At 42.1% G+C, this 19,975-nt stretch carries 15 protein-coding genes and 1 riboswitch; of the genes, 9 read left to right on the top strand and 6 right to left on the bottom strand.

What is annotated here, in order from left to right:
- The first annotated feature begins 117 nt into the window (after positions 1-117).
- Together N4627_RS08395 and N4627_RS08390 are read left to right on the top strand one after the other, a co-directional pair.
- Positions 118-1,539 (top strand): basic amino acid/polyamine antiporter, encoded by a 1,422-nt coding sequence (locus N4627_RS08395; protein WP_260964704.1) that lies wholly within the window; start codon positions 118-120, stop codon positions 1,537-1,539.
- Between the two features lie 13 nt (positions 1,540-1,552).
- A complete protein-coding gene (locus tag N4627_RS08390) occupies positions 1,553-2,674 on the top strand; it encodes an aminotransferase (RefSeq protein ID WP_124031618.1) in 1,122 nt (373 codons plus the stop codon).
- Between the two features lie 69 nt (positions 2,675-2,743).
- Here N4627_RS08390 and N4627_RS08385 read toward each other — a convergent pair whose 3' ends face one another.
- The gene (locus N4627_RS08385) at positions 2,744-3,568 is read right to left on the bottom strand and encodes a DNA-binding domain-containing protein (RefSeq protein WP_124031617.1); all 825 of its coding nucleotides are present in this window, start codon (positions 3,566-3,568) and stop codon (positions 2,744-2,746) included.
- Between the two features lie 11 nt (positions 3,569-3,579).
- Positions 3,580-4,863 (bottom strand): ATP-binding protein, encoded by a 1,284-nt coding sequence (locus tag N4627_RS08380; protein ID WP_098044519.1) that lies wholly within the window; start codon positions 4,861-4,863, stop codon positions 3,580-3,582.
- A 202-nt stretch (positions 4,864-5,065) separates the two neighbouring features.
- On the opposite strand from N4627_RS08380, the gene N4627_RS08375 reads away from it, so the two are divergent.
- Entirely contained in the window at positions 5,066-6,613 is a 1,548-nt protein-coding gene (locus N4627_RS08375) for a YfcC family protein (RefSeq protein ID WP_260964699.1), read from the top strand.
- A gap of 227 nt (positions 6,614-6,840) precedes the next feature.
- Here the strand turns inward: N4627_RS08375 and N4627_RS08370 are convergent, their stop codons facing one another.
- Positions 6,841-7,782, bottom strand: coding sequence for a LysR family transcriptional regulator (locus N4627_RS08370; protein ID WP_260964696.1), 942 nt, complete (start codon positions 7,780-7,782; stop codon positions 6,841-6,843).
- A gap of 127 nt (positions 7,783-7,909) precedes the next feature.
- Here N4627_RS08370 and metE point away from each other — a divergent pair, with 127 nt between their 5' ends.
- Together metE and metF are read left to right on the top strand one after the other, a co-directional pair.
- A complete protein-coding gene (gene metE, locus N4627_RS08365; protein ID WP_390893935.1) occupies positions 7,910-10,177 on the top strand; it encodes a 5-methyltetrahydropteroyltriglutamate--homocysteine S-methyltransferase in 2,268 nt (755 codons plus the stop codon).
- Positions 10,178-11,023, top strand: coding sequence for a methylenetetrahydrofolate reductase [NAD(P)H] (gene metF / locus N4627_RS08360; RefSeq protein ID WP_003716503.1), 846 nt, complete (start codon positions 10,178-10,180; stop codon positions 11,021-11,023).
- A 75-nt stretch (positions 11,024-11,098) separates the two neighbouring features.
- On the opposite strand, the gene nhaC is transcribed toward metF, so the two are convergent.
- Together nhaC and N4627_RS08350 are read right to left on the bottom strand one after the other, a co-directional pair.
- Entirely contained in the window at positions 11,099-12,466 is a 1,368-nt protein-coding gene (nhaC, locus tag N4627_RS08355) for a Na+/H+ antiporter NhaC (protein ID WP_003716504.1), read from the bottom strand.
- Positions 12,467-12,864: 398 nt separating this feature from the next.
- Positions 12,865-14,190, bottom strand: coding sequence for a nucleobase:cation symporter-2 family protein (locus N4627_RS08350; RefSeq protein ID WP_269257392.1), 1,326 nt, complete (start codon positions 14,188-14,190; stop codon positions 12,865-12,867).
- A 54-nt stretch (positions 14,191-14,244) separates the two neighbouring features.
- A riboswitch (purine riboswitch) is annotated at positions 14,245-14,343 on the bottom strand.
- 82 nt (positions 14,344-14,425) lie between these two features.
- On the opposite strand from N4627_RS08350, the gene N4627_RS08345 reads away from it, so the two are divergent.
- Positions 14,426-15,856, top strand: a complete 1,431-nt coding sequence (locus N4627_RS08345; protein ID WP_003716507.1) for a C69 family dipeptidase — start codon at positions 14,426-14,428, stop codon at positions 15,854-15,856.
- Between the two features lie 393 nt (positions 15,857-16,249).
- On the opposite strand, the gene N4627_RS08340 is transcribed toward N4627_RS08345, so the two are convergent.
- The gene (locus tag N4627_RS08340) at positions 16,250-17,167 is read right to left on the bottom strand and encodes a magnesium transporter CorA family protein (RefSeq protein WP_003716508.1); all 918 of its coding nucleotides are present in this window, start codon (positions 17,165-17,167) and stop codon (positions 16,250-16,252) included.
- A gap of 144 nt (positions 17,168-17,311) precedes the next feature.
- Between N4627_RS08340 and N4627_RS08335 the strand changes: the two genes are divergently transcribed.
- Genes N4627_RS08335 through N4627_RS08325 form a run of 3 tightly spaced genes read left to right on the top strand, consistent with a single transcriptional unit; the run spans position 17,312 to position 19,975 of the window.
- The gene (locus N4627_RS08335) at positions 17,312-18,289 is read left to right on the top strand and encodes a choloylglycine hydrolase family protein (RefSeq protein ID WP_040530699.1); all 978 of its coding nucleotides are present in this window, start codon (positions 17,312-17,314) and stop codon (positions 18,287-18,289) included.
- Positions 18,289-19,191 carry an RluA family pseudouridine synthase gene (locus N4627_RS08330; RefSeq protein WP_260964691.1) on the top strand — a complete coding sequence of 301 codons (903 nt, stop codon included), beginning with the start codon at positions 18,289-18,291 and terminating at the stop codon, positions 19,189-19,191. Before N4627_RS08335 ends, N4627_RS08330 begins: the two co-directional genes overlap by 1 nt.
- Positions 19,192-19,213: 22 nt before the next feature.
- The gene (locus N4627_RS08325) at positions 19,214-19,975 is read left to right on the top strand and encodes a DUF475 domain-containing protein (RefSeq protein WP_098044522.1); all 762 of its coding nucleotides are present in this window, start codon (positions 19,214-19,216) and stop codon (positions 19,973-19,975) included.

Here is a 19,975-nt window from a genome sequence, read left to right as displayed (position 1 = left end):
AATCATATTTGAAAGAATTACTTAACACTGTTATAATTACCGCAACTAATAAATATTCATTATTTTGAATAAAGAATATTGAGTATTACTTGAGGATGGAGATTGGAGTTAATGCCAATGGATGAGAAAAAAGGAATTAATACAACCGAGCTAACGTTGTTGATTATCGGTTCAACAATTGGCTCAGGAGTTTTTGGAATAACGAGTGACTTAGCAACAGCAGCTGCACCTGGACCAGCGATTCTAGCATGGATTATCGTTGGAATTGGGGTTTTAACATTAGTATTATCGTTAAATAATCTTTCGCAAAAACGACCGGATCTGGATTCGGGGATCTTTAGTTATGCAGGGGCTGCATTTGGACCACTTGGTGAGTTCATTTCTGGATGGGCGTACTGGTTATCGGCCTGGCTTGGTAACATTGCGTTTGCCACGATTACAATGAGTGCGTTCGGGACATTCTTTCCCAAGGTGTTTGCAAATGGTCAAAATTTAGTATCCATTATTGTAGCAATTATTTTAACCTGGATTTTGACATTGTTAGTTAACCGGGGGATTGAATCAGCAGCATTTATAAATTCAATTGGAACAATATGCAAAATCATTCCGCTAGTTGTGTTCGTAATTTGTGTAATCATTGCTTTTAAGGCAAAGATGTTTACAGCAGACTTTTGGGGCAACGTTGCACAAAACGTTCATGTACTAAAGCAAACGTCACTATTTACCCAAGTTCGGTCATCAATTATTGTTATGATGTGGCTGTTCGTTGGGGTTGAAGGTGCGTCAGTGCTTTCGAGCCGGGCACGGACACGGACTGATGCAGAAAAGGCTTCAATTCTTGGTCTTGCTAGTTTATTGACAATTTACATCGTTGTTTCGATCTTGCCTTATGGAGTTATGACCCGGGCGCAGTTAGCTGCTGGTGGTCAACCGGCTCTTGGTGCGATTATGCAACACCTGGTTGGCGGTTGGGGTGCCGCATTGATTAGTATTGGGTTAATCATTTCAGTGCTAGTTTCCTGGCTTTCATGGACCATGTTGCCAGCTGAATCATTGATGCTAATGGCAGATGATCAAACCCTGCCAACCTCTTGGGGGAAGTTAAACAGCAAGAAAGCACCAACTCGAGCATTAATCATCACTGGGGTACTTCAGTCAATCTTCCTGTTCTCCTTATTATTCACTGATTATGCGTATAATTTTGCATATACTTTATGTACAGCCGCGATCCTTATTTGTTACTTCCTAGTTGGGGTTTACCAAATGGAATATAGTGGTCAAAATCATGAATGGGGTCAGTTTATCATTGGATTAATCGCAACCCTGTTTGAGTTAATGGCGATGGTATTATCAGGATGGAAGCAAGTGATGGTAGTTTCTGTCGGCTTTATCCCTGGTTTCATTTTTTACTTGCAAGCATGTAAGGAATTTAAGCACGTCGTTACTACTAAAGAAAAAATTGTTATGGCATTGATCGTTATCTTTGCCATAGTTTCACTAGTGTTAATTGGTAACGGTACAATTTCAATTAATAATTAGGAGGTTATGACTTATGGTAGAAATCGCTCCATTTGGTGTTGAGGCGTGGCTGAATAAATGGGAAAAGAGTGCTAAATACGATATTTCCCAAAGTACAATCGCATCATTAACAATGCATGAAGTCTTAAACCTTGATGGTAATAATGGTCAAGAGTTCTATGCAATGTTGGATCAACAAAAGATGAACTACGGCTGGATTGAGGGTTCACCTGAATTTAAGCAGGAAGTCGCTAAGCTGTACCAACATGTGGAGCCCGAAAATGTGTTACAGACTAACGGGGCCACTGGAGCTAATATCTTAGCCCTGTATAGTTTGATTCAACCAGGCGATCATGTTATTGCAGAATACCCTTCATACCAGCAGTTGTACGATATTCCTAAGTCGCTTGGGGCAGAAGTTGACTTTTGGCATATTCATGAAGAAGCCAACTGGTACCCAGACATTAACGAGCTGAAAAAACTGATTCGTCCTGATACGAAGATGATTTGCTTAAACAATGCTAATAATCCAACTGGGACAATTTTGGATAAGAAGTTCTTGGAACAGGTTGTTGAAATTGCAAAATCAGTTGGTGCATACGTTTTGGTTGATGAGGTTTATTTGCCGTTAGACGATCCAACGAAATTTACATCAATCATTGACCTCTATGATAAGGGAATCGCGACTAATTCACTTTCTAAAACCTATTCAGTACCAGGAATTCGGATCGGTTGGACCGCAACAAATAGTGAATTAGCAGATCTTTTCCGGAAATTCCGTGATTATACAATGATTTGTGGCGGTGTCTTTAATGATTTGCTTGCCACCTACGTTCTTCGTCACCGTGACCAGGTGTTGGCACGTAATCGAAAGCTGGTTCTCGGTAACTTGAAGATTTATCAAGAGTGGATTGAACATGAAGATCGTGCTTCAGTGGTAATGCCTCAAGCAGTTTCAACGTCATTCCCGAAGCTAGATGTTCCGGTAGATATTCATACTTTCTGTGAGAACTTGTTAAAGGATGAAGGAGTCTTGCTTGTTCCGGGAGACGCCTTTGATACACCAAAGCACGTTCGTTTAGGATACTGTGCTCCAAAAGCAACCCTTAAAGAAGGACTCAAACGATTATCAAGTTATCTTCATCAATGGGATTAGAAAGAAGCTTGATTCCCGCGATTAGACTTAGTAATAAAAAAGATCTGGAAATTATTTTCCAGATCTTTTTTACTCTTTGCTTACTAAACCGTCTAAGAACTTTTGAATGGAAATTCTGCCACCGGAAGAACGCTTGCCTTGCTGGTATAGCATTTCACTGTGGACGCTTTCGTAGCCAAAGAGCAGGTTAGAAATATCAGATAACTGTTCGTCATAGGGGTTGTCAATCAGGCGGTTAGCGATGTTTGCCAAACCAACTTTAATTGCTCGCCGAATTCGCTGATCGATTATCCGACGTTCGTGCTCTGAAATGCCCATTAATTGTTCTAGGTCAATATTCCGGTAATTCTCTTTTTGCGCCTTCATCAGGGAGATGATCTTAAGAATATCACTCGTCCCTTTTTCAGAAGTCATCCCGAGATAGTTGAGGGTAGCGGTAGCTTGGTGGTGCGCTTCAGCCGATTTTGGCTGCGACTGGGGAGTAAAATTATTAACCATCTTCGAAATATCAGAGAGTTGGGTTGCCATTTGGAGGCTTTGCCTAACATTTTTAAGAACGGTTTTAACCTCAATCAAATTAATGGGCTTATTAATAAAAAATTCGATTCCGGCCTTATAAGCTTCCGCCCGCATCTCACTGTTTTGCACTTTGGAAATCATTACAAAACGGATATTTGGCTTCACCTCTTTGACTTTTCGTACAAGGTCAACTCCTGATAGTTCAGGCATTAACAGGTCAACAAGGACAATATCGACATCTTTAACCATTAATTCTTGCAATGCGTCAGGTGAAGAACTGGTCATCCCGACAACTTCATCGTTAAAGTTTTGTTCAATGATATTTTGCAGGACATAGAGAATTGATTGGTCATCATCGACAATATAAAATTTCATCTTTACTCACCCTAACTAATTAGCTTTTGCTTATCCAATGTTACGAAAAAGGTTGTTCCAATGCCTGGAGCTGAATCGACAGTGATTTTTCCTGCAAACTGTTCCTCAGCAATTGTCTTGACGTTTGAAAGACCAATTCCCCGGTAAATATCACCGAATTGGTCAAATTTAGTTGAGAAACCTGATTTGAAAATCAGCGGCAAGAGATTTTTTGCGATCCCGCTCCCGTTGTCGGTAACTGAAAAGTAGACGTGCTGATTGTCTGCAGTAACTTTGATTAGCAACTCCCCATTTCGCTTAGTACCAATTGCGTCAATCCCGTTAATGATGAGGTTTGATAGGATGGTGACAAGGTAAAAATGACGCGGAATGGTAATATCAACGTGATTTTGAACGACCAGGTTAATATGAGCCTGTTTTTCGCGGATAATCATTTGGGAATAGTCGACAACGATTTTCAGAATATCGGTCATTGTCATCGGTGCGTTGCTTTGATCGTCAAAATAATCTCCTAGTCCCTTAATAAGGTTTTGGTAGGAGTGCTTGATTTCATGAACGTTCTGAGCAATTTTATACGCCATTGCCTGTTCTTCGGGAAGTCCCTTCTCCTTTAGCCGTTGATTGAGTTGGTAGGCGTTTTTGGTTACCTGCTCAATTTCATTAATCGTTTTCTTCATGAAGTAGACTTCGCTTTTGACTGCCGATGCAACCCAGATGAAATGGTAATATTGGCGTTCATGACTTTCACTATTCACCGTTAAAAATTGAAAGTAACGGATGGGAAAAGCAATCAAAAAGGCCAGTGTCGACCGTGCAAAAGCAAGGATGAATAATCCCTGAAGAACACTAAACGAGAATGCACTAAAATGATTTAAAAAAGCAATCTCGGCCATGTTAGCGAAATAATCACAGATAATAATCGTAAAATAAAAAGCAACGTTATTTTGAAAACTGCGGAGCCAATAAATCAAATAATAAAGAAAGACGTAACAGGTAAAAAAGATGATGTCAGCGATCGTATAGGCAATAGCATTTGAAGCTGTGGCACCATTACTTACTAGCAGGACGAATCCGCGAAAAACAGGGGAGGCGATCGCGATCGCTAACCCTAATTGAAGCGGGTTTAAGTCCTGGTTAAAGTAGAGAAAAACAGGCAGAAGGAAAGCAGAAAGAGCAATCATATTCCCCTTAGTGAATGCACTTGTGCCAATTTGGGAAGCAAGAGCGACACAAACAGCTGCAATAATAATTCGTTGATATTTACGGTAACGTAAAAAGTTAAGATTCTTTAACATGTGAATTCCTTAATTTTATCCATGATTAATTATGATTATTTTTGATGATCGTGGAAAGCGCTTACTAAAATTTTGATTGTAACTGATTAATCAGTTAATAACTATTAATCATATTAACTACTATTATACAACTATCTATTTAACAGACGGGAGTAGTAATAGTAAGTGCAATTATTTTATTTATAGTGAGGAGTTTAGGGTTATGGATGCAACTGCTAATCAGCCAAAGAAAAAATGGAAACTGAAGATGCCTGGCGCCTTCACAATTCTGTTCTTTCTGACGGTCATTTCAGTATTTTTAACATGGTTTGTGCCAGCAGGAAGTTATTCTAAGCTTTCGTATAGCCATGATCATCTTCAGGTTGTAGCGCCAAGCGGAAAGAAGACGGTTTATCCGGCAACGCAGGCAACTCTGAAGAAGCTCAACGTGAAAATTGACGTTGACCAGTTTAAGTCTGGGGCAATTAGTAAGCCGGTTTCAGTTCCAGGAACTTATAAGCGGCTTAAACAGCACCCAATGAGTCTGTACTCGATTTTCACCAGCATGGTCAACGGGACGATGCAGGCTGTTGATATTATGATCTTTATCTTTGTCCTTGGTGGCCTTATTGGGGTCGTTAAGGCAAGCGGGGCTTTTGAGTCAGGGCTTGAAGCGTTGACGAAAAAGTCGAAAGGTAAAGAGTTTATCCTTGTCTTTATGGTTGCCGTTCTGTTGGCATTTGGGGGAACGCTCTGTGGAATCGAAGAAGAAGCGGTGGCTTTCTACCCAATTTTAGCGCCAGTATTTGTTGCAATGGGCTATGACTCAATTGTCGTTGTTGGGGCAATTTTCTTGGCTTCATCAATTGGGACAACCTTCTCGATTATTAACCCATTCCAGGTTGTAATTGCTTCTAATGCGGCCGGGACTCAATTTACTCAGGGGATGACTGGACGGATCATCGGGTTCACCGTTGCTGTTATTTGCTTGCTCCTCTACCTTCACTGGTATGCCCGGAAGGTTCAGAAGGATCCGTCATTCTCATACACTTATGAAGATAAGGCTAAGTTTGATGCAATGTGGTCAATGGATTCTTCAGAAGAAAAGGATCTTACCTTTACAATTAAGAAACGGATTATCTTAGTTCTCTTTGCCGCTTCATTTATTATCATGATTTGGGGTGTGATGGCTAAGGGCTGGGCCTTCCCAGAAATGGCTTCATCATTCCTGTTGATTGCGGTAATTATCATGTTCTTAACCTGCTTTGGTCATAAAGATGGCCTTGGTGAATACCAAACAACCGAGGCATTCTCTAACGGTGCCGCTAGCTTAGTTGGGGTATCATTGATCATTGGGTTAGCACGGGGAATTAACAACATTTTGAATGATGGTTATATTTCTGATACGATCCTTTACCAATCTTCAGAATTAGTTCGTCATATGTCAGGATCTGTCTTCATCATTATGATGATGTTGATCTTCTTCGTCCTAGGTTTCATTGTGCCATCTTCTTCCGGCTTGGCAGTTCTTGCTATGCCAATCATGGCACCGTTGGCCGATACTGTTCATATCCCACGGTATATCGTTGTTACCGCTTACCAGTTCGGTCAATACGCAATGCTCTTCCTTGCCCCAACCGGATTAGTTATGGCAACTCTGCAAATGCTCGACATGAAGTACTCTCACTGGGTTCGCTTCGTCTGGCCAGTCGTTGCCTTTGTCCTCATCTTCGGTGGCGGAATTCTGGTAACGGAAGTGTTGATGAATTAGAGTGTGAGCCCGTTAAGACCTTCCGGTGGCTAACGATTTCTCCGACGAACGGCGACTTGCCGTCGGAGTCGGAGGTCGTTAGCTTGAGGAAGGTTAGGGCGAACACGTTTTTGACTATGTGACAGTAGAACGTTATCTTGAGGAAGCTTAGGCTAAACACGTTCCAACTCTGCTGTCAAGAACACCAAATAACAAACATAAAAAGGGTGTGAACCATATTCAAAGGCTCACACCCTTTCGTTTTCCTCACCAATAATTTTGAATCCGTAATCACGAATATGATTTTTAAGCAACTGAATAAATTTCAGGCTTAACTGGCTTGGCACAGTATGCTGATGTTGAGCAATCCCGATTGTTATGGGATCGTCGAGCTCTAAGGGAATAGCGACAATCTTATCATCATTAAGCTTGCTGCTAATGATTCCTGAACTGATGGTGTAGCCATTCAGACCGACCATTAAGTTGAAAATAGTTGCACGGTCACTAACCTTAATCTCCTTTTTATGACTCAGAGTTGACTGAATCTCCTCGGAAAAGTAAAAGGAATTATTTTCACCTTGCTCAAAGGAGAGGTAGGGAAGCTCGGTCAGATCATCAAGGCTGATTGATTGTCGCTTTGTAAGGGGATTATAACGGCTTAAAAAGACGTGTGGCTTAGCAACAAAGAGTGGCGTAAATTTGAGGCCGTTCTCCGTTAATAATTTATTGATAATTCGTCGGTTAAAATTATTGATGTAGAGTACACCTAACTCACTCTTAAAGGCTCGTAGATCATTAAAAATATTTTCGGTTTCTGTCTCACGGAGAGTGAACTTATAAGTTGGTGAATTGATTTCCTTGATTAATTCTACAAAGGCATTAACAACGAAAGCATAGTGTTGTGCAGAAACAGCGAAGGACTGGTGAAGTGCTTGCTGATGTTTGAAACGGTCATCGAGCAGACGAACCTGATCCAGAATTTGTTTGGCATAATTCATGAATTCGCGCCCATTAGCAGTTAAACGGGCTCCTGAGTTGCTTCTTTGAAAGATTGTGATTCCCATTTCTCTTTCTAAATCCTTGATCGCGCTTGAAAGGCTGGGTTGGGTAAGGTAGAGTCGCTTAGCCGCTTCGTTAATTGAGCCGGTTTCAATCACGGCTTCTAAATATTCTAATTGTTTAATTCTCATTGGTCTGATCCTTTTTTATTTGCATTATAGTCTTTGCCTATATCCAGTTCAAATATTTAACAGTTATTCAATAGCAAAAATCCATGGTAGATTATTAGACAAATAAAAAGGCGAAAGAGATGAACGAATGATGACAACAACTACTACGATTATTGGCTTCCCCCGGATAGGTGAGAAGCGTGAATTGAAATTTGCTACTGAAAAATACTTTAAGAATAAGATTAGTCAAGAAGAGTTACGGACAACAGCAAAGGAACTGAGAAAAAGCAACTGGAAACTCCTTCAGCAGGAGGGGATCGATGCAATTCCGAGCAATGATTTTTCATACTACGATCAAACCTTAGATGCAGCTTTCCTATTTAATCTAGTTCCACAAGATGTTCAAGATTTACCGTTTTCTGAGTTGGATAAGTACTTTGCCCTAGCACGTGGTTACCAGGGTGAAGAAGGAAATGTTCTGGCTTGGCCAATGAAGAAGTGGTTTAACACCAATTATCACTACCTTGTTCCGCAGCTTAATCAGGATACCCACTTTAAGCTAACTGGAAATAAAATTTTTGCAGAGTTTGAAGAAGCAAAAGAATTAGGGATCATTACCCGCCCCGTATTAATTGGCCCCTTTACATTACTGAAGTTAAGCGAATATCAAAATGTGACTGCTCGTGACTTTATTAATGACGCTGTAACTGCCTATAAAGAAGTTTTTAATCGACTTGCAGACAGCGGGGCAAAATGGATTCAACTTGATGACCCTGCCCTCGTTAAGGATTTAACTACGGAAGATCGCCAACTATTCAATGAACTCTACCAGCCACTATTGAACGCTAAAGGGAAACTAAAGGTTCTTTTGCAGACTTATTTTGGTGACGTTCGGGATATTTATGACGACTTGATCGAATTACCGTTTGATGGTCTTGGCCTTGACTTTGTTGAAGGAAAGCAGACACTCCAATTAGTTAGTCACCATTTTCCGGAAGACAAGACTCTTTTTGCCGGAATTGTTAACGGGAAAAATATTTGGCGGAATCATTATGATAAGAGTTTGACGCAACTCAAGAAAGCCGGAGTGAAGAAGCTTGTGGTTAGCACATCTTGTTCTTTACTCCATGTGCCAATTACAGTTAAAAATGAAAATTTTGAACCAGCTGTTAAGGAGCACTTTGCGTTTGCTGTAGAAAAGCTGGGTGAGCTTAATGATCTTGCAGCAATCTACGAAGGTTCTGCTAAAGAAAAGCTCCGTGCTAATCAGGAATTATTTGCTAAGCAACGGGTTCAGGAAGACGCTGAATTACATAAGCAAATTGCAAACCTGAAGGATGAAGATTTTGTTCGTCAACCAGCTCGTCAAGTACGAGAAAAGATCCAGAAAGCAGAATTTCACCTACCACTTTTACCAACCACAACGATCGGCTCCTTCCCACAAACTAAGGAAGTTCGGCAAACTCGCCGTCAGTTTCGTTGCCATGAAATTAATCAGGAACAATACGACAACTTCATTAAGGGAAAGATTGACGAATGGTTAAAGTGGCAAGAGAAGATCGGACTGGATGTTTTGGTACACGGGGAATTTGAACGGAATGATATGGTTGAATACTTTGGCCAGCACCTTTCGGGATATATATTCTCCAAGAATGCATGGGTTCAATCATACGGAACCCGTTGTGTTAAGCCACCAATTATTTGGGGTGATATTAAACGACAACAGCCAATTACCATTAAGTGGTCCAAGTACGCTCAAAGCCAAACCAAAAAACTGGTTAAGGGGATGCTGACAGGACCAGTAACCATCTTGAACTGGTCATTCCCTCGTGAAGATATTAGCTTAAGGGAATCAACGCTTCAGTTAGCTTTGGCTATCCAAAAGGAAGTCCTTGACCTAGAAGCTAACGGGATTAAGATTATTCAAATTGATGAGGCAGCCTTGAGAGAAAAGCTGCCGCTGAGAAAGTCTGATTGGTATTCTGAATACTTGAACTGGGCCATTCCGGCTTTCCGCTTAGTCCATAGCAAGGTCAAACCGGAAACCCAGATCCATACCCATATGTGTTACAGCGAGTTTTCCGATATTGTTCCGGCAATTGATGCGATGGATGCCGATGTTATTTCCTTTGAAGCCTCACGTTCTAATTTGGAAATCCTCGATACATTGAAGAAACAACATTTTGAAACGGAAGTGGGACCTGGAGTTTATGATATTCACTCACCACGAATTCCATCCGTTGACGAGGTGAAGGCAACAATCAACCGGATCCTTGCTAAGATTGCTGCTCCAAAGGTCTGGATTAATCCAGATTGTGGTCTAAAAACCCGTGGTGTTGAGGAAACAAGGGCTAGTTTAGCCAATGTAATTGAAGCAACTCGTGAAGTTCGTCGTCAGTTAGGAGAGGGTGATTAAGTGACAACTTTATCGTACGAAGTCTTTCCGCCTAATTCGACGGTGGGGATCAATCATCTTAACCAGGTACTGACATCCCTGCGCGATCTTTCTCCAGATTTCATCAGTGTCACTTGTAACAGTAATACAAAACAACTTGCTCATGAAACGGTTAGGGTAGCGGATTACGTTGAGAACGATTGTCAGGTACCAGCAATGGCACATCTCCCTGCTTGGTATCTCAGCCGGGAAGACGTTGATCGAATCTTGGAACAATTGCGGGTATGCCATGTTGATCGGGTACTGGTGTTGCGGGGCGATGAACGACCAAAACTGGAAAAGAAAACTGACTTTGCCCATGCTAGTGACCTGATTGCTTATATCAAACAAAATTATCCTGATTTCCAAATTACCGGGGCTTGCTACCCGGAGAAACATCCCGAGTCACTGAGTATGGTAGATGAAATTCAACATTTAAAATTAAAGGTTGAATCGGGATGTGACCAAATAATTACCCAGCTTTTCTTGGATAATCACAGTTATTATCGGTTCCGTGAATTGTGTGCTATTGGCGGGATTGACGTACCAATTATTGCGGGCATTATGCCAGTTGTTAATGAACGACAAGCTAACCGAATTTTGCGGACCAGTGCAGTGACGGTTCCGGAGAAGTTTAAGGATATTCTGGCAAAATATCATGATCATCCCCAAGCACTGAAGCAAGCTGGCATCACCTATGCAATTGACCAAATCGTTGACTTAGTAACTAATGACGTGTCTGGGATCCACCTTTACACGATGAACCATTCAGATACTGCCCGACAGGTTAAGCAAAACATTGGATCGCTTTTCCGGGTTTGTTGCTAAGGGGAAGCTGGAAATTACTGGTAATAGTAAGAGGCCGGAAAAACATTTTGTCTTTCCGGCCTTTTCTTTTGTAATTTAATTTTTAGCGCGCTTCAATCCAATCCCAGTAAAACCACTGATAACGGAGAATACAGGTGAGAAGAGGCTAAAGAATGCAAATGGTAAGAAGTGAAGAACTGGCACATCTAAAGTGGAGGCTACGAACATCCCCGCAACTCCCCATGGGATCAGGTAGTTGATAACACTACCACCATCTTCAAGGACCCGACTAAGTGCTAGTGGAGAAAGCTTCATATCCTTAAAGGCACCCTTGAAGGCCCGTCCTGGAAGAATTACTGAAAGGTATTGTTCCCCGACAAAGAGGTTCACGCCAATTCCAGAAAGAATCGTGGTAAGAATTAGGCTTCCTGGAGTCTTAAGATGCTTAACAAGCGGATCCATAGCAGATTGAATAACGTTAAACTGCATCAAGATTCCCCCAAGTGAAAGGGTCACAATAATCAAGGATACGGTACCCATCATGCTTGTAATCCCACCACGAGAAAGAAGGGCGTTAACAGAAGCATCATTAGTGTGAGCCACAAATCCTTCGCTAATTAAGTTAGTTAAGGACTTAAGGGACGTGTGCGGATCTTGAATGAAAATCATAATTACGGTCACAATGATGTTGATAAATAGAGTTGGAATGGCTGGAACGTGACGCCAAGCACAGATAAAGAGCAATGTGATTGGCAGCAAGGCCCACCAGCTAATGCTGAAGTTGTTCATCAATGCTTGAGTAGTGTGAACGATCCTACTAGAGTTCATCCCGCTACCGCTTTGACCAATAATCCAGAAAAGAATAAATGAAACAATGAAGGATGGGATGGTGGACCACATCATGTTCTTAATGTGGGCAAATAAGTCGCTACCGGCAATTGCGGAGGCCAGGTTGGTAGAATCAGATAACGGAGACATCTTGTCACCAAAAACCGCACCAGAAATAATTGAACCAGCAATTAAAGCAGGGTTAATTCCCATTGCGTGACCAACAGCGAAAAGTGCTAACCCGATTGTTGAAATGGTTGTAAAGCCACTCCCGATTGAAACCCCAACTAGTGAGCAGACGAGGAAAGTAGAAGGAACGAACCACCGTGCACTGATAATCTTAAAGCCAATTACCATGATTGATGGAATAATCCCAGCTTTAATCCAAACGGCAATTAATGCCCCAATCAGGATAAAGATAAAAATAGGAATAATTGCTGTACCAATTCCGTCTTGGATCCCCTTATGAAGGTCGTCCCAAGAAGCTCCCCGTAGCTTTGCCCAAAGCATGATTAAGGCAATGACGAAGAGGACTGGAATTTGTGGGGAGAGCCCAAACCTAATAACGGCTGTCCCTAAAATAACTAACATAATTAGTAGGATACTAACTGCTTCACCGAATTTAATTGACTTCATAATTCAAATCTCCCTTATAAAATAATTGATTGGTTAGTGTTTGAATTGAAGTTGATAACGAATAATGCCACCACAATTTTTCATTTTTGCTCCTCCTTAATGAACTGATTGAATAAAAAATCCCGCTGATGAAATAATTCATCAACGGGACGATTTATTAACCGCGGTACCACCCACATACGCATTGATCTAATACGCTCTCGTATCAGGTGGTAACGGCACTGACTATGGCCGAGCAATCTTAAACTCGCGATAATTCATTAACTCCGCCTGACCGGTTCGCACATCCCCACCGGCTCTCTGACACCGAACGAAGCAATTACTGAAACGATAATTGTTGAAGTTATTCTAGCGTGACCAAATTAAATTGTCAATACTATTATTAAAATTTAATGAGATTAATCTTTGGCTGGCTTTTCTTTTCCGTAACCGTTAAATAGCAAGTTGAGGACAACGGCAGCAACACTACCGACAACCACACCGTTACCCATCATAATCTGAAATTCAGTTGGTAAGAATTGGAAAATATGTGGGTACATGGTGACACCCAGTCCCAAGCCAACGGAAACGGAGGCGACAAGGATATTTCCGTTATCGGTAAAGTCGACCTTATGTAAGATTTGGATACCTTGGACACCAACGATTCCAAACATAACAATCATGGCACCACCAAGAACCGGATCAGGAATAACGGTAGCAAGAGCCCCAGCCTTAGGAAGTAATCCCAGAAGCAACAGCATGAAGGCTGCGTAGTAAACTGGTCGACGGGTCTTAACCCCAGACATTCGAATAACACCAACGTTTTCGGAGAATGTTGAGTATGGGAAGGTGTTAAAGAGGCCGCCAAGAATTGCGGCAATTCCTTCAGCACGATAGCCCCGTTTAATATCATCACTCGTGAGCTTTTGCCCGGTGACTTCACTCAGGGCGAAGAAGACCCCGGTAGACTCGATCATCGTTGTTAATGAAACCAAAATCATTGTGATCATGGCACTTCCGTTAAAGTGAGGGACACCAAAGAAGAATAGTTGCGGGGTATGGAGCCAGGCAGCTTCAGAAACCGGTTTTAATGAAACCATCCCCATTGCGCCGGCAACAAAGGATCCAATCAAAATTCCTAATAGGATGGCAATTGACTTCAAGAAGCCCTTTGCCCAGGCATTAAGGAGCAGGATTATCGCAATTGTGACGAAACCGATGAAGAGGTTTTTGGGATCACCAAATGAGTGGGCAGTCGGCGTTCCACCACCAAGATCCTGAAAACCGACCGGAACCAGGGTAAATCCAATGATGGTGATTAACGAACCAGTAACAACGGGTGGAAAGAGTTTCTTTAGTCTGGAAAAAACTCCGGCAATCAGGAAAACAAAGATTCCGGCGGCGATGATTGCCCCGTACATGTAAGTGATTCCCAACTTACTCCCGATTGATTCCAGCGGGGTCACTGATTGAACAGCACAGCCCAGGACAACGGGGAGGCCAATCCCGGTTAGCGGGGTCCGCTTTAACTGAAGAAGTGTTGCAATCCCACACATAAAAATGTCGATTGAAACCAAGTAAGTCATCTGGATGGTCGAAAAGTGCAAATAATTACCAATTAACAACGGGACAAGAACATCCCCCGAATACATTGCTAATAAATGTTGAAAACCAAGTACCAGATCTTTAGGTGAAAATAAACCTTTTCGTTGGTGAGTGTTATTTACTGAACCTGTTTCGTCCACGATTAATCCTCCAATAAAAAAGAGACTGCTAACAAATGTCGCAGTCCCCAAACATAAACTAGTATTATTGCTTATAGTCCAAAGTTTAAGGCTTTGGGTAGAGACTCACCGACCATATTACGGTATTATATAGGCATATAGTGTTGTTATCCTACCACGACTTGAAAAAGCAAGCAAGTCGATTAGGCTAAAAGTGTTATTATATTAGTAAATGCAACCGAAAGGACGGGACAAAATGAGCGTCAAGAAAATGAGCAGTTGTACTGCAATGTTAGTTGGTAAAAACGCGTCAATTGATGGTTCAACCATGATTGCACGGAATGAAGATTATTACGATGGTGTTAACCCAAAGACTTTCCAGGTATATCCTGCTAAGGACTATACTGGTGAACACTTTAAGTCAACTTATAATGGCTTGGAAGTTGACTTGGATGGTCAAGGCTGTCGTTTTACCGCCACGACAAACGGTGACATTAATAACGGTCGGTGGGATGAACAAGGGATCAACGAGTATAACGTTGCGATGAGTGCATCCGAAACCGAAATGACTAACCCTCGAGTACTTGGCCACGACCCGCTTGTTGAAAAGGGTGTTGACGAAGACTCAATGGTTTACCTTGTTCTGCCATTCATCAAGAGTGCTCGTGAAGGTGTCCAACGACTTGGTCACTTAATTGAAACTTACGGGACTGGTGAAAGTAACGGGATTGCATTTAGTGATAACAATGAAGTCTGGTACTTTGAAACTGCTGGCGGTCACCAGTGGGTTGCTCAACGGATTCCGGATGATGCCTATGCAATTTGTCCTAATATCATGTGCATTGAAGAGGTTAACTTTGAAGATCCAGACAACTTTATGTTTGCCTCAACAATCCAACAATTTGTTCAAGACAATAATTTAAATCCATACCCAGGTAGTTTCAACTTCCGGAAGATTTTCGGAACTAATGACGAAGCTGACCAATATTACAACACCCCACGTTCATGGTATGGTCAAAAGCTGTTTACACCATCTGTTGAACAAGAACCAACCAGCTTGGACATTCCGTTCATCCAACGGGCAGAAAAGAAGCTGGCTGTTGAAGATATTGAATACTTCCTGTCATCACACTACAATGGCACACCATATGATCCAACCGGTTCGTATGCTTCTGGTGACGAAAAGGATCAAAAGAAGTTCCGTTCAATTGCCTTAGACCGGAACCAAAGCTCATGCATTTTGCAAATTCGGAATAACGTTCCGGCAGAATGTGCCGCAATTCAATGGATTAACTTTGGCTTCTTTGCGTACAGCCCATACGTTCCATTCTTTACGAACATTAATGCAACGCCGGCATCATACGATCACGCTGGCAACAAGGTTGATGACAGTGCATACTGGCTACAAAAACAATTGGAAGTAATCGTTGAACCTCGTTACCATGAATTTATTAACGAGGTAAATGCTTTCCGTGATGCTTCACAAAGCTATGCCGTTAAGCGGGTCGACATGATTACCGCCATTGCAAAAACCAAGCAAGGAGATGCCGTTACCGACTTCCTTACCAAGCGAAACGACAAGACCGCAACCCACGCCATGGACGCTACCAAGGACCTTCTCAACAGTCTTATCCACCAATCCCTCTTAAACTCCAAGTTCCAGTTTGAGAGAGGGGATAATTATTAAAAGAGTGCCTTTGCCCCAAAGAGTTTCCGGAAAGCTAGCGATTTCTCCTGACGAAGGCGACTTGCGCCTAGGAAGGAGGTCGCTAGCTCTAGGAAACTCGGGCAAAGCACGTTTAAAGTAGAGTGTGAGCCGTGACGGACTAGCAATCGAGTACTAAGGAATCCCGGACGATGATTGTTTTTACAATCAAGGACGGGATAGTTAGATGGAGATTGCGGTCACGGCGAGCAGATCTCGACTCAGCTGCCTAGAACGCTATCTCTAACCACACAAAAAAGCCTAAGTACATAGTCTTGTACTTAGGCTTTTCTACTTCAGCTGAGCCAAAACGCGTTCACAGAGAAGCCCCTATAGACAACAACCATAGTGATAACGTGCTTCGTCTGCACTTCCTTATTTCCACCAATCCTTCCTAATTAGGAAGACAGCGCAGAGGATCATTAAGAGAATTGCAATTACGATGGTAATGATCCAGGAATAACTCTTGTTAGCCAGCGGTAGTGCGACGTTTTCACCATAAAATCCGGCAACGATGGTGGGGATGGAAAGAAGAATTGAATAAATTGTCAAAAACTTCATTGTTTGGTTTAGGTCACTATCCAGGACCTTGCTGTATGCATTTGAAACCCGGGCAGAGACATCAGAAGTCATTTGTGCCATTTCCAGTCCTTGCTGGGCTTCGACAATAACATCATCAAGGTCATTCCTCTGACGGGTCGACATGATCGGATTCATTCGTCGCTCGAATTCTTCCAGTAACGAAACGTTCCCTTTTAGTGAAGTAAGCATGTAGACCAAACCAGTTTCAATTTCCATAAATTCAGTAATGGCTTTTCGACCGGTACGCCCTTGAAGTGAGCGCTGGATTTGTTGCCGCTTTTGGTCAACCCGGCGTAAAGGTCCAAAGTAATCAGTTGACAAGCGGTACAGGACAGCGAGAACCAGATTTAATTTTTCAACAACGGTATCGCGATTCTGTAAACGTTTGAGTTGGTTAGCGATAGTTCCGTTAACAAAGTTAGTCTTAGCATTTGTGAATGTGATCAGGTTGTTATTTGTTAGCATAATACCGATTGGTGCGGTCTGTGGAGCAGTTACCTCGTGAGTTGGAACATAGACATCGAAGATCAGCAAAGTAACTCCAGCATCTGGATCAACTTCAACCCGAGCTTTTTCATAGGGGTCAATGGCATAGTCAAGCAGCTCCTTAGTAACCTCATACTTTTGGATAAGATCCTGCCGCTCGTGGGGGAGTGGTTCAAACACACTGATCCACCAGCTATGAGCGTTGATTCTCTCCGTACTTAACATTGCCGTTCATCCCCCTTGCGTAAATCGCTTATAATCCTATTCAACTATTTTAGCAGAGAAAAGTAAAGCAGTCTGAAGACAAAATGATAACTATTTCCCGGGAAATCAGATAAACTTAAGATAAAAAAAGGGAGGTAAACCATCATGTGTACCAGTATTTATCAGGTAACATTTGATCATACTCACTTATTGGCGCGAACAATGGATTGGCCGGCCTTGGCAGTCTCACCGTTATTTGTTCCTCGACAATTCAAGTGGGCCACTGCATTTGATCACCGAATTTATACAAACAAATATGCAATGGTTGGCGGGGGAAGCCTTTCTGCAACTCGGATTGATGTATCAGATGGGGTTAATGAGCATGGTCTAATGGCGCAGAAACTGACATTTGCTAACGGAGCACACTATGTAGATGAGCGTAATCAGGGAAAAGTTCAGCTTGCAGCGTATGAATTTATCTTTTGGCTTCTCGGTAACTTTCGAACTGTCGCTGAAATTGAAGAGCACCTCGGTGAAGTTGAATTAATGAGTGAAAAGAATAGCGATACCAAGTATGGTAATCCTGAACTTCACTTTGCGGTTGCTGACCGGACGGGAAGAATTGTTGTGATTGAACCAACCCAAAACCCATTACGAGTAATTGAGAATCCCTTAGGCGTAGTGACTAACAGTCCTAATTTTGAAAAGCAGCTTCAGCAAATGGAAAAATACGTTGAATTTACACCAGCTTTTAACAAACATCGTGTCCCACTCAACACACCGCGGGTAACGACTGGCCGTCTTTCAGGGAAAACCAATCCGCCAGGTTATTATTCGCCAAGTGCCAGATTTGTTCGGGCTGCTTATTTAAAGGAACGATCAGATGTCCCACAGGATGAAAAGCATGGGGTGATCAGTGAGTGGCACCTCTTAGATAGCGTCACGGTTCCGCAAAATACTCGTCACCAGAGCACCTATTCCGTATACCGCGCAGTGACGGTGGCTGAGAGTCGCAGTTATTACTTTCAACCGTACCACCGCGGTGATATTACAAAATTGCAATTAACACCGGAAATGCTTAGCTGGGACAAGCCAAAAGTTTATCATGTCCCTGACCAATTAACTGTTCGGGAGGTTAAGTAATGGTTAACTATCAATGGCAGATTCAGGAACAGTTAGCCGCTAATCAGCCAGTGCTCTCCATTCGTGAGCTATTACAGCAACAATGGCTTCTTCCAAAACGGTTTGTTCACTATCTCCGTAGTCGTCGTCAAGTGTTGGTAAATGGCAAGTACCATTCAATGAACACGGCAATTCACCCTGGGGATCAGGTGGTGCTGCAATTTAGAGGGGATGAATTCCGCCACCCAGGTAATAATCAGTACATCCCAACAAACAATCCTAAGCTGGATGTGCTGTATAAAAATCGTGATTTACTGGTTGTTAACAAACCACGAGGCCAAAAGAGTCACCCTAATGAGACGGGAGAAACCGGAACGCTAATGAACGATGTTGCCGGCTATTTACACCATCAAGCATATATGGTTCACCGAATCGATCTGCAAACTAGCGGGGTGGTAATTGTGGCGAAGAATCCGGTTGTTGTGCCAATCTTAGACCGACTAATTAGTCTGGGAAAAATTCATCGGGAGTACCTAGCACTAGTTGAAGGTCAAATCAAAGGTAGCGGTGAGTGGGACTGGCCAATTGGAAATGATCCAAGTGATATTCGAAAAAGGAAGGTTAATGGTGAGCATTCACAACGGGCACAAACCTTTTATCAAACGGTTAAGAGTAATTCGGAGTATTCGCTGGTTGATTTGAAGTTAGGAACGGGAAGAACTCACCAATTAAGAGTTCATCTTGAATATAGCGGTCATCCGATTGTGGGAGATCCGATTTATAATCCTTCTTCGTCAGCTAAAATGTACTTACACGGGTACAAGCAACGGTTAGTGGTGCCGTTTAGTAATCAGAAAATTACAATTACCGCGCCGCTTCCTGACTATTTTAGTCAAGATCTGGTAAAATACCATTTAGAATAGAGAAATTAAAGGAGGACATTGATTGTCACTTTTAGAAAAGCTTTATGGTCCATTCTTTGATGGTCATAATTGGGCAATGGTAATTACTTCAGGACAGGATTGGTTGATTATCCTTTCCTTAGTATTAATTGAGTGTTTGCTTTCGGTCGATAATGCGATTGTGTTGGCTGCCCAAACACGAGTCTTGCCAACGCTAAAGGAACAGGAAGAATCACTTTTCTACGGGATTTGGGGTTCGTATATTTTCCGGTTCCTGGTTATTGGGTTAGGAACCTACTTGATCCACTTTTGGGAAATTAAGGTTCTTGGTTCTGTTTACCTGATGTACTTAGTGTACCGATTCTTCAGTGCCAAGTTTTCTCATAAGCAAAAGAAAGAGAAAAAACCGTTAATTCATCGTTTAGGCGGAAACTTAACGGGAAGAAAGCTATTTTGGTCGGTAGTTGCCCAGATTGAAATGATGGACATTATCTTCTCAATTGACTCCGTATTGGCATCTTTGGCAATTTCAAATAATCCAGTAATCGTCTTAATCGGGGGGATTATTGGGATTGCATGTATGCGTGGTGTCGCTGAAATTATTATGAAGTTAATGCGGAAGATTCCAGAACTGGAACCAATGGCGTATGTCTTAATTTTCATTATTGCAATTAAGCTCTTCTTAACTATTCCGGCAATTGACATTGAAATACCATCCGGTTACTTTGGGGCATTTGTCCTCATTGTCTTTGTCGTTACGATGATCATTCACTATCTTCGTCAACCAAAACGAAAGGAAGAATAG

It is taken from the genome of Limosilactobacillus vaginalis (assembly GCF_025311515.1).
GTDB classification, from domain to species: domain Bacteria; phylum Bacillota; class Bacilli; order Lactobacillales; family Lactobacillaceae; genus Limosilactobacillus; species Limosilactobacillus vaginalis.
This window is presented reverse-complemented; position numbering and strand designations above follow the sequence as displayed.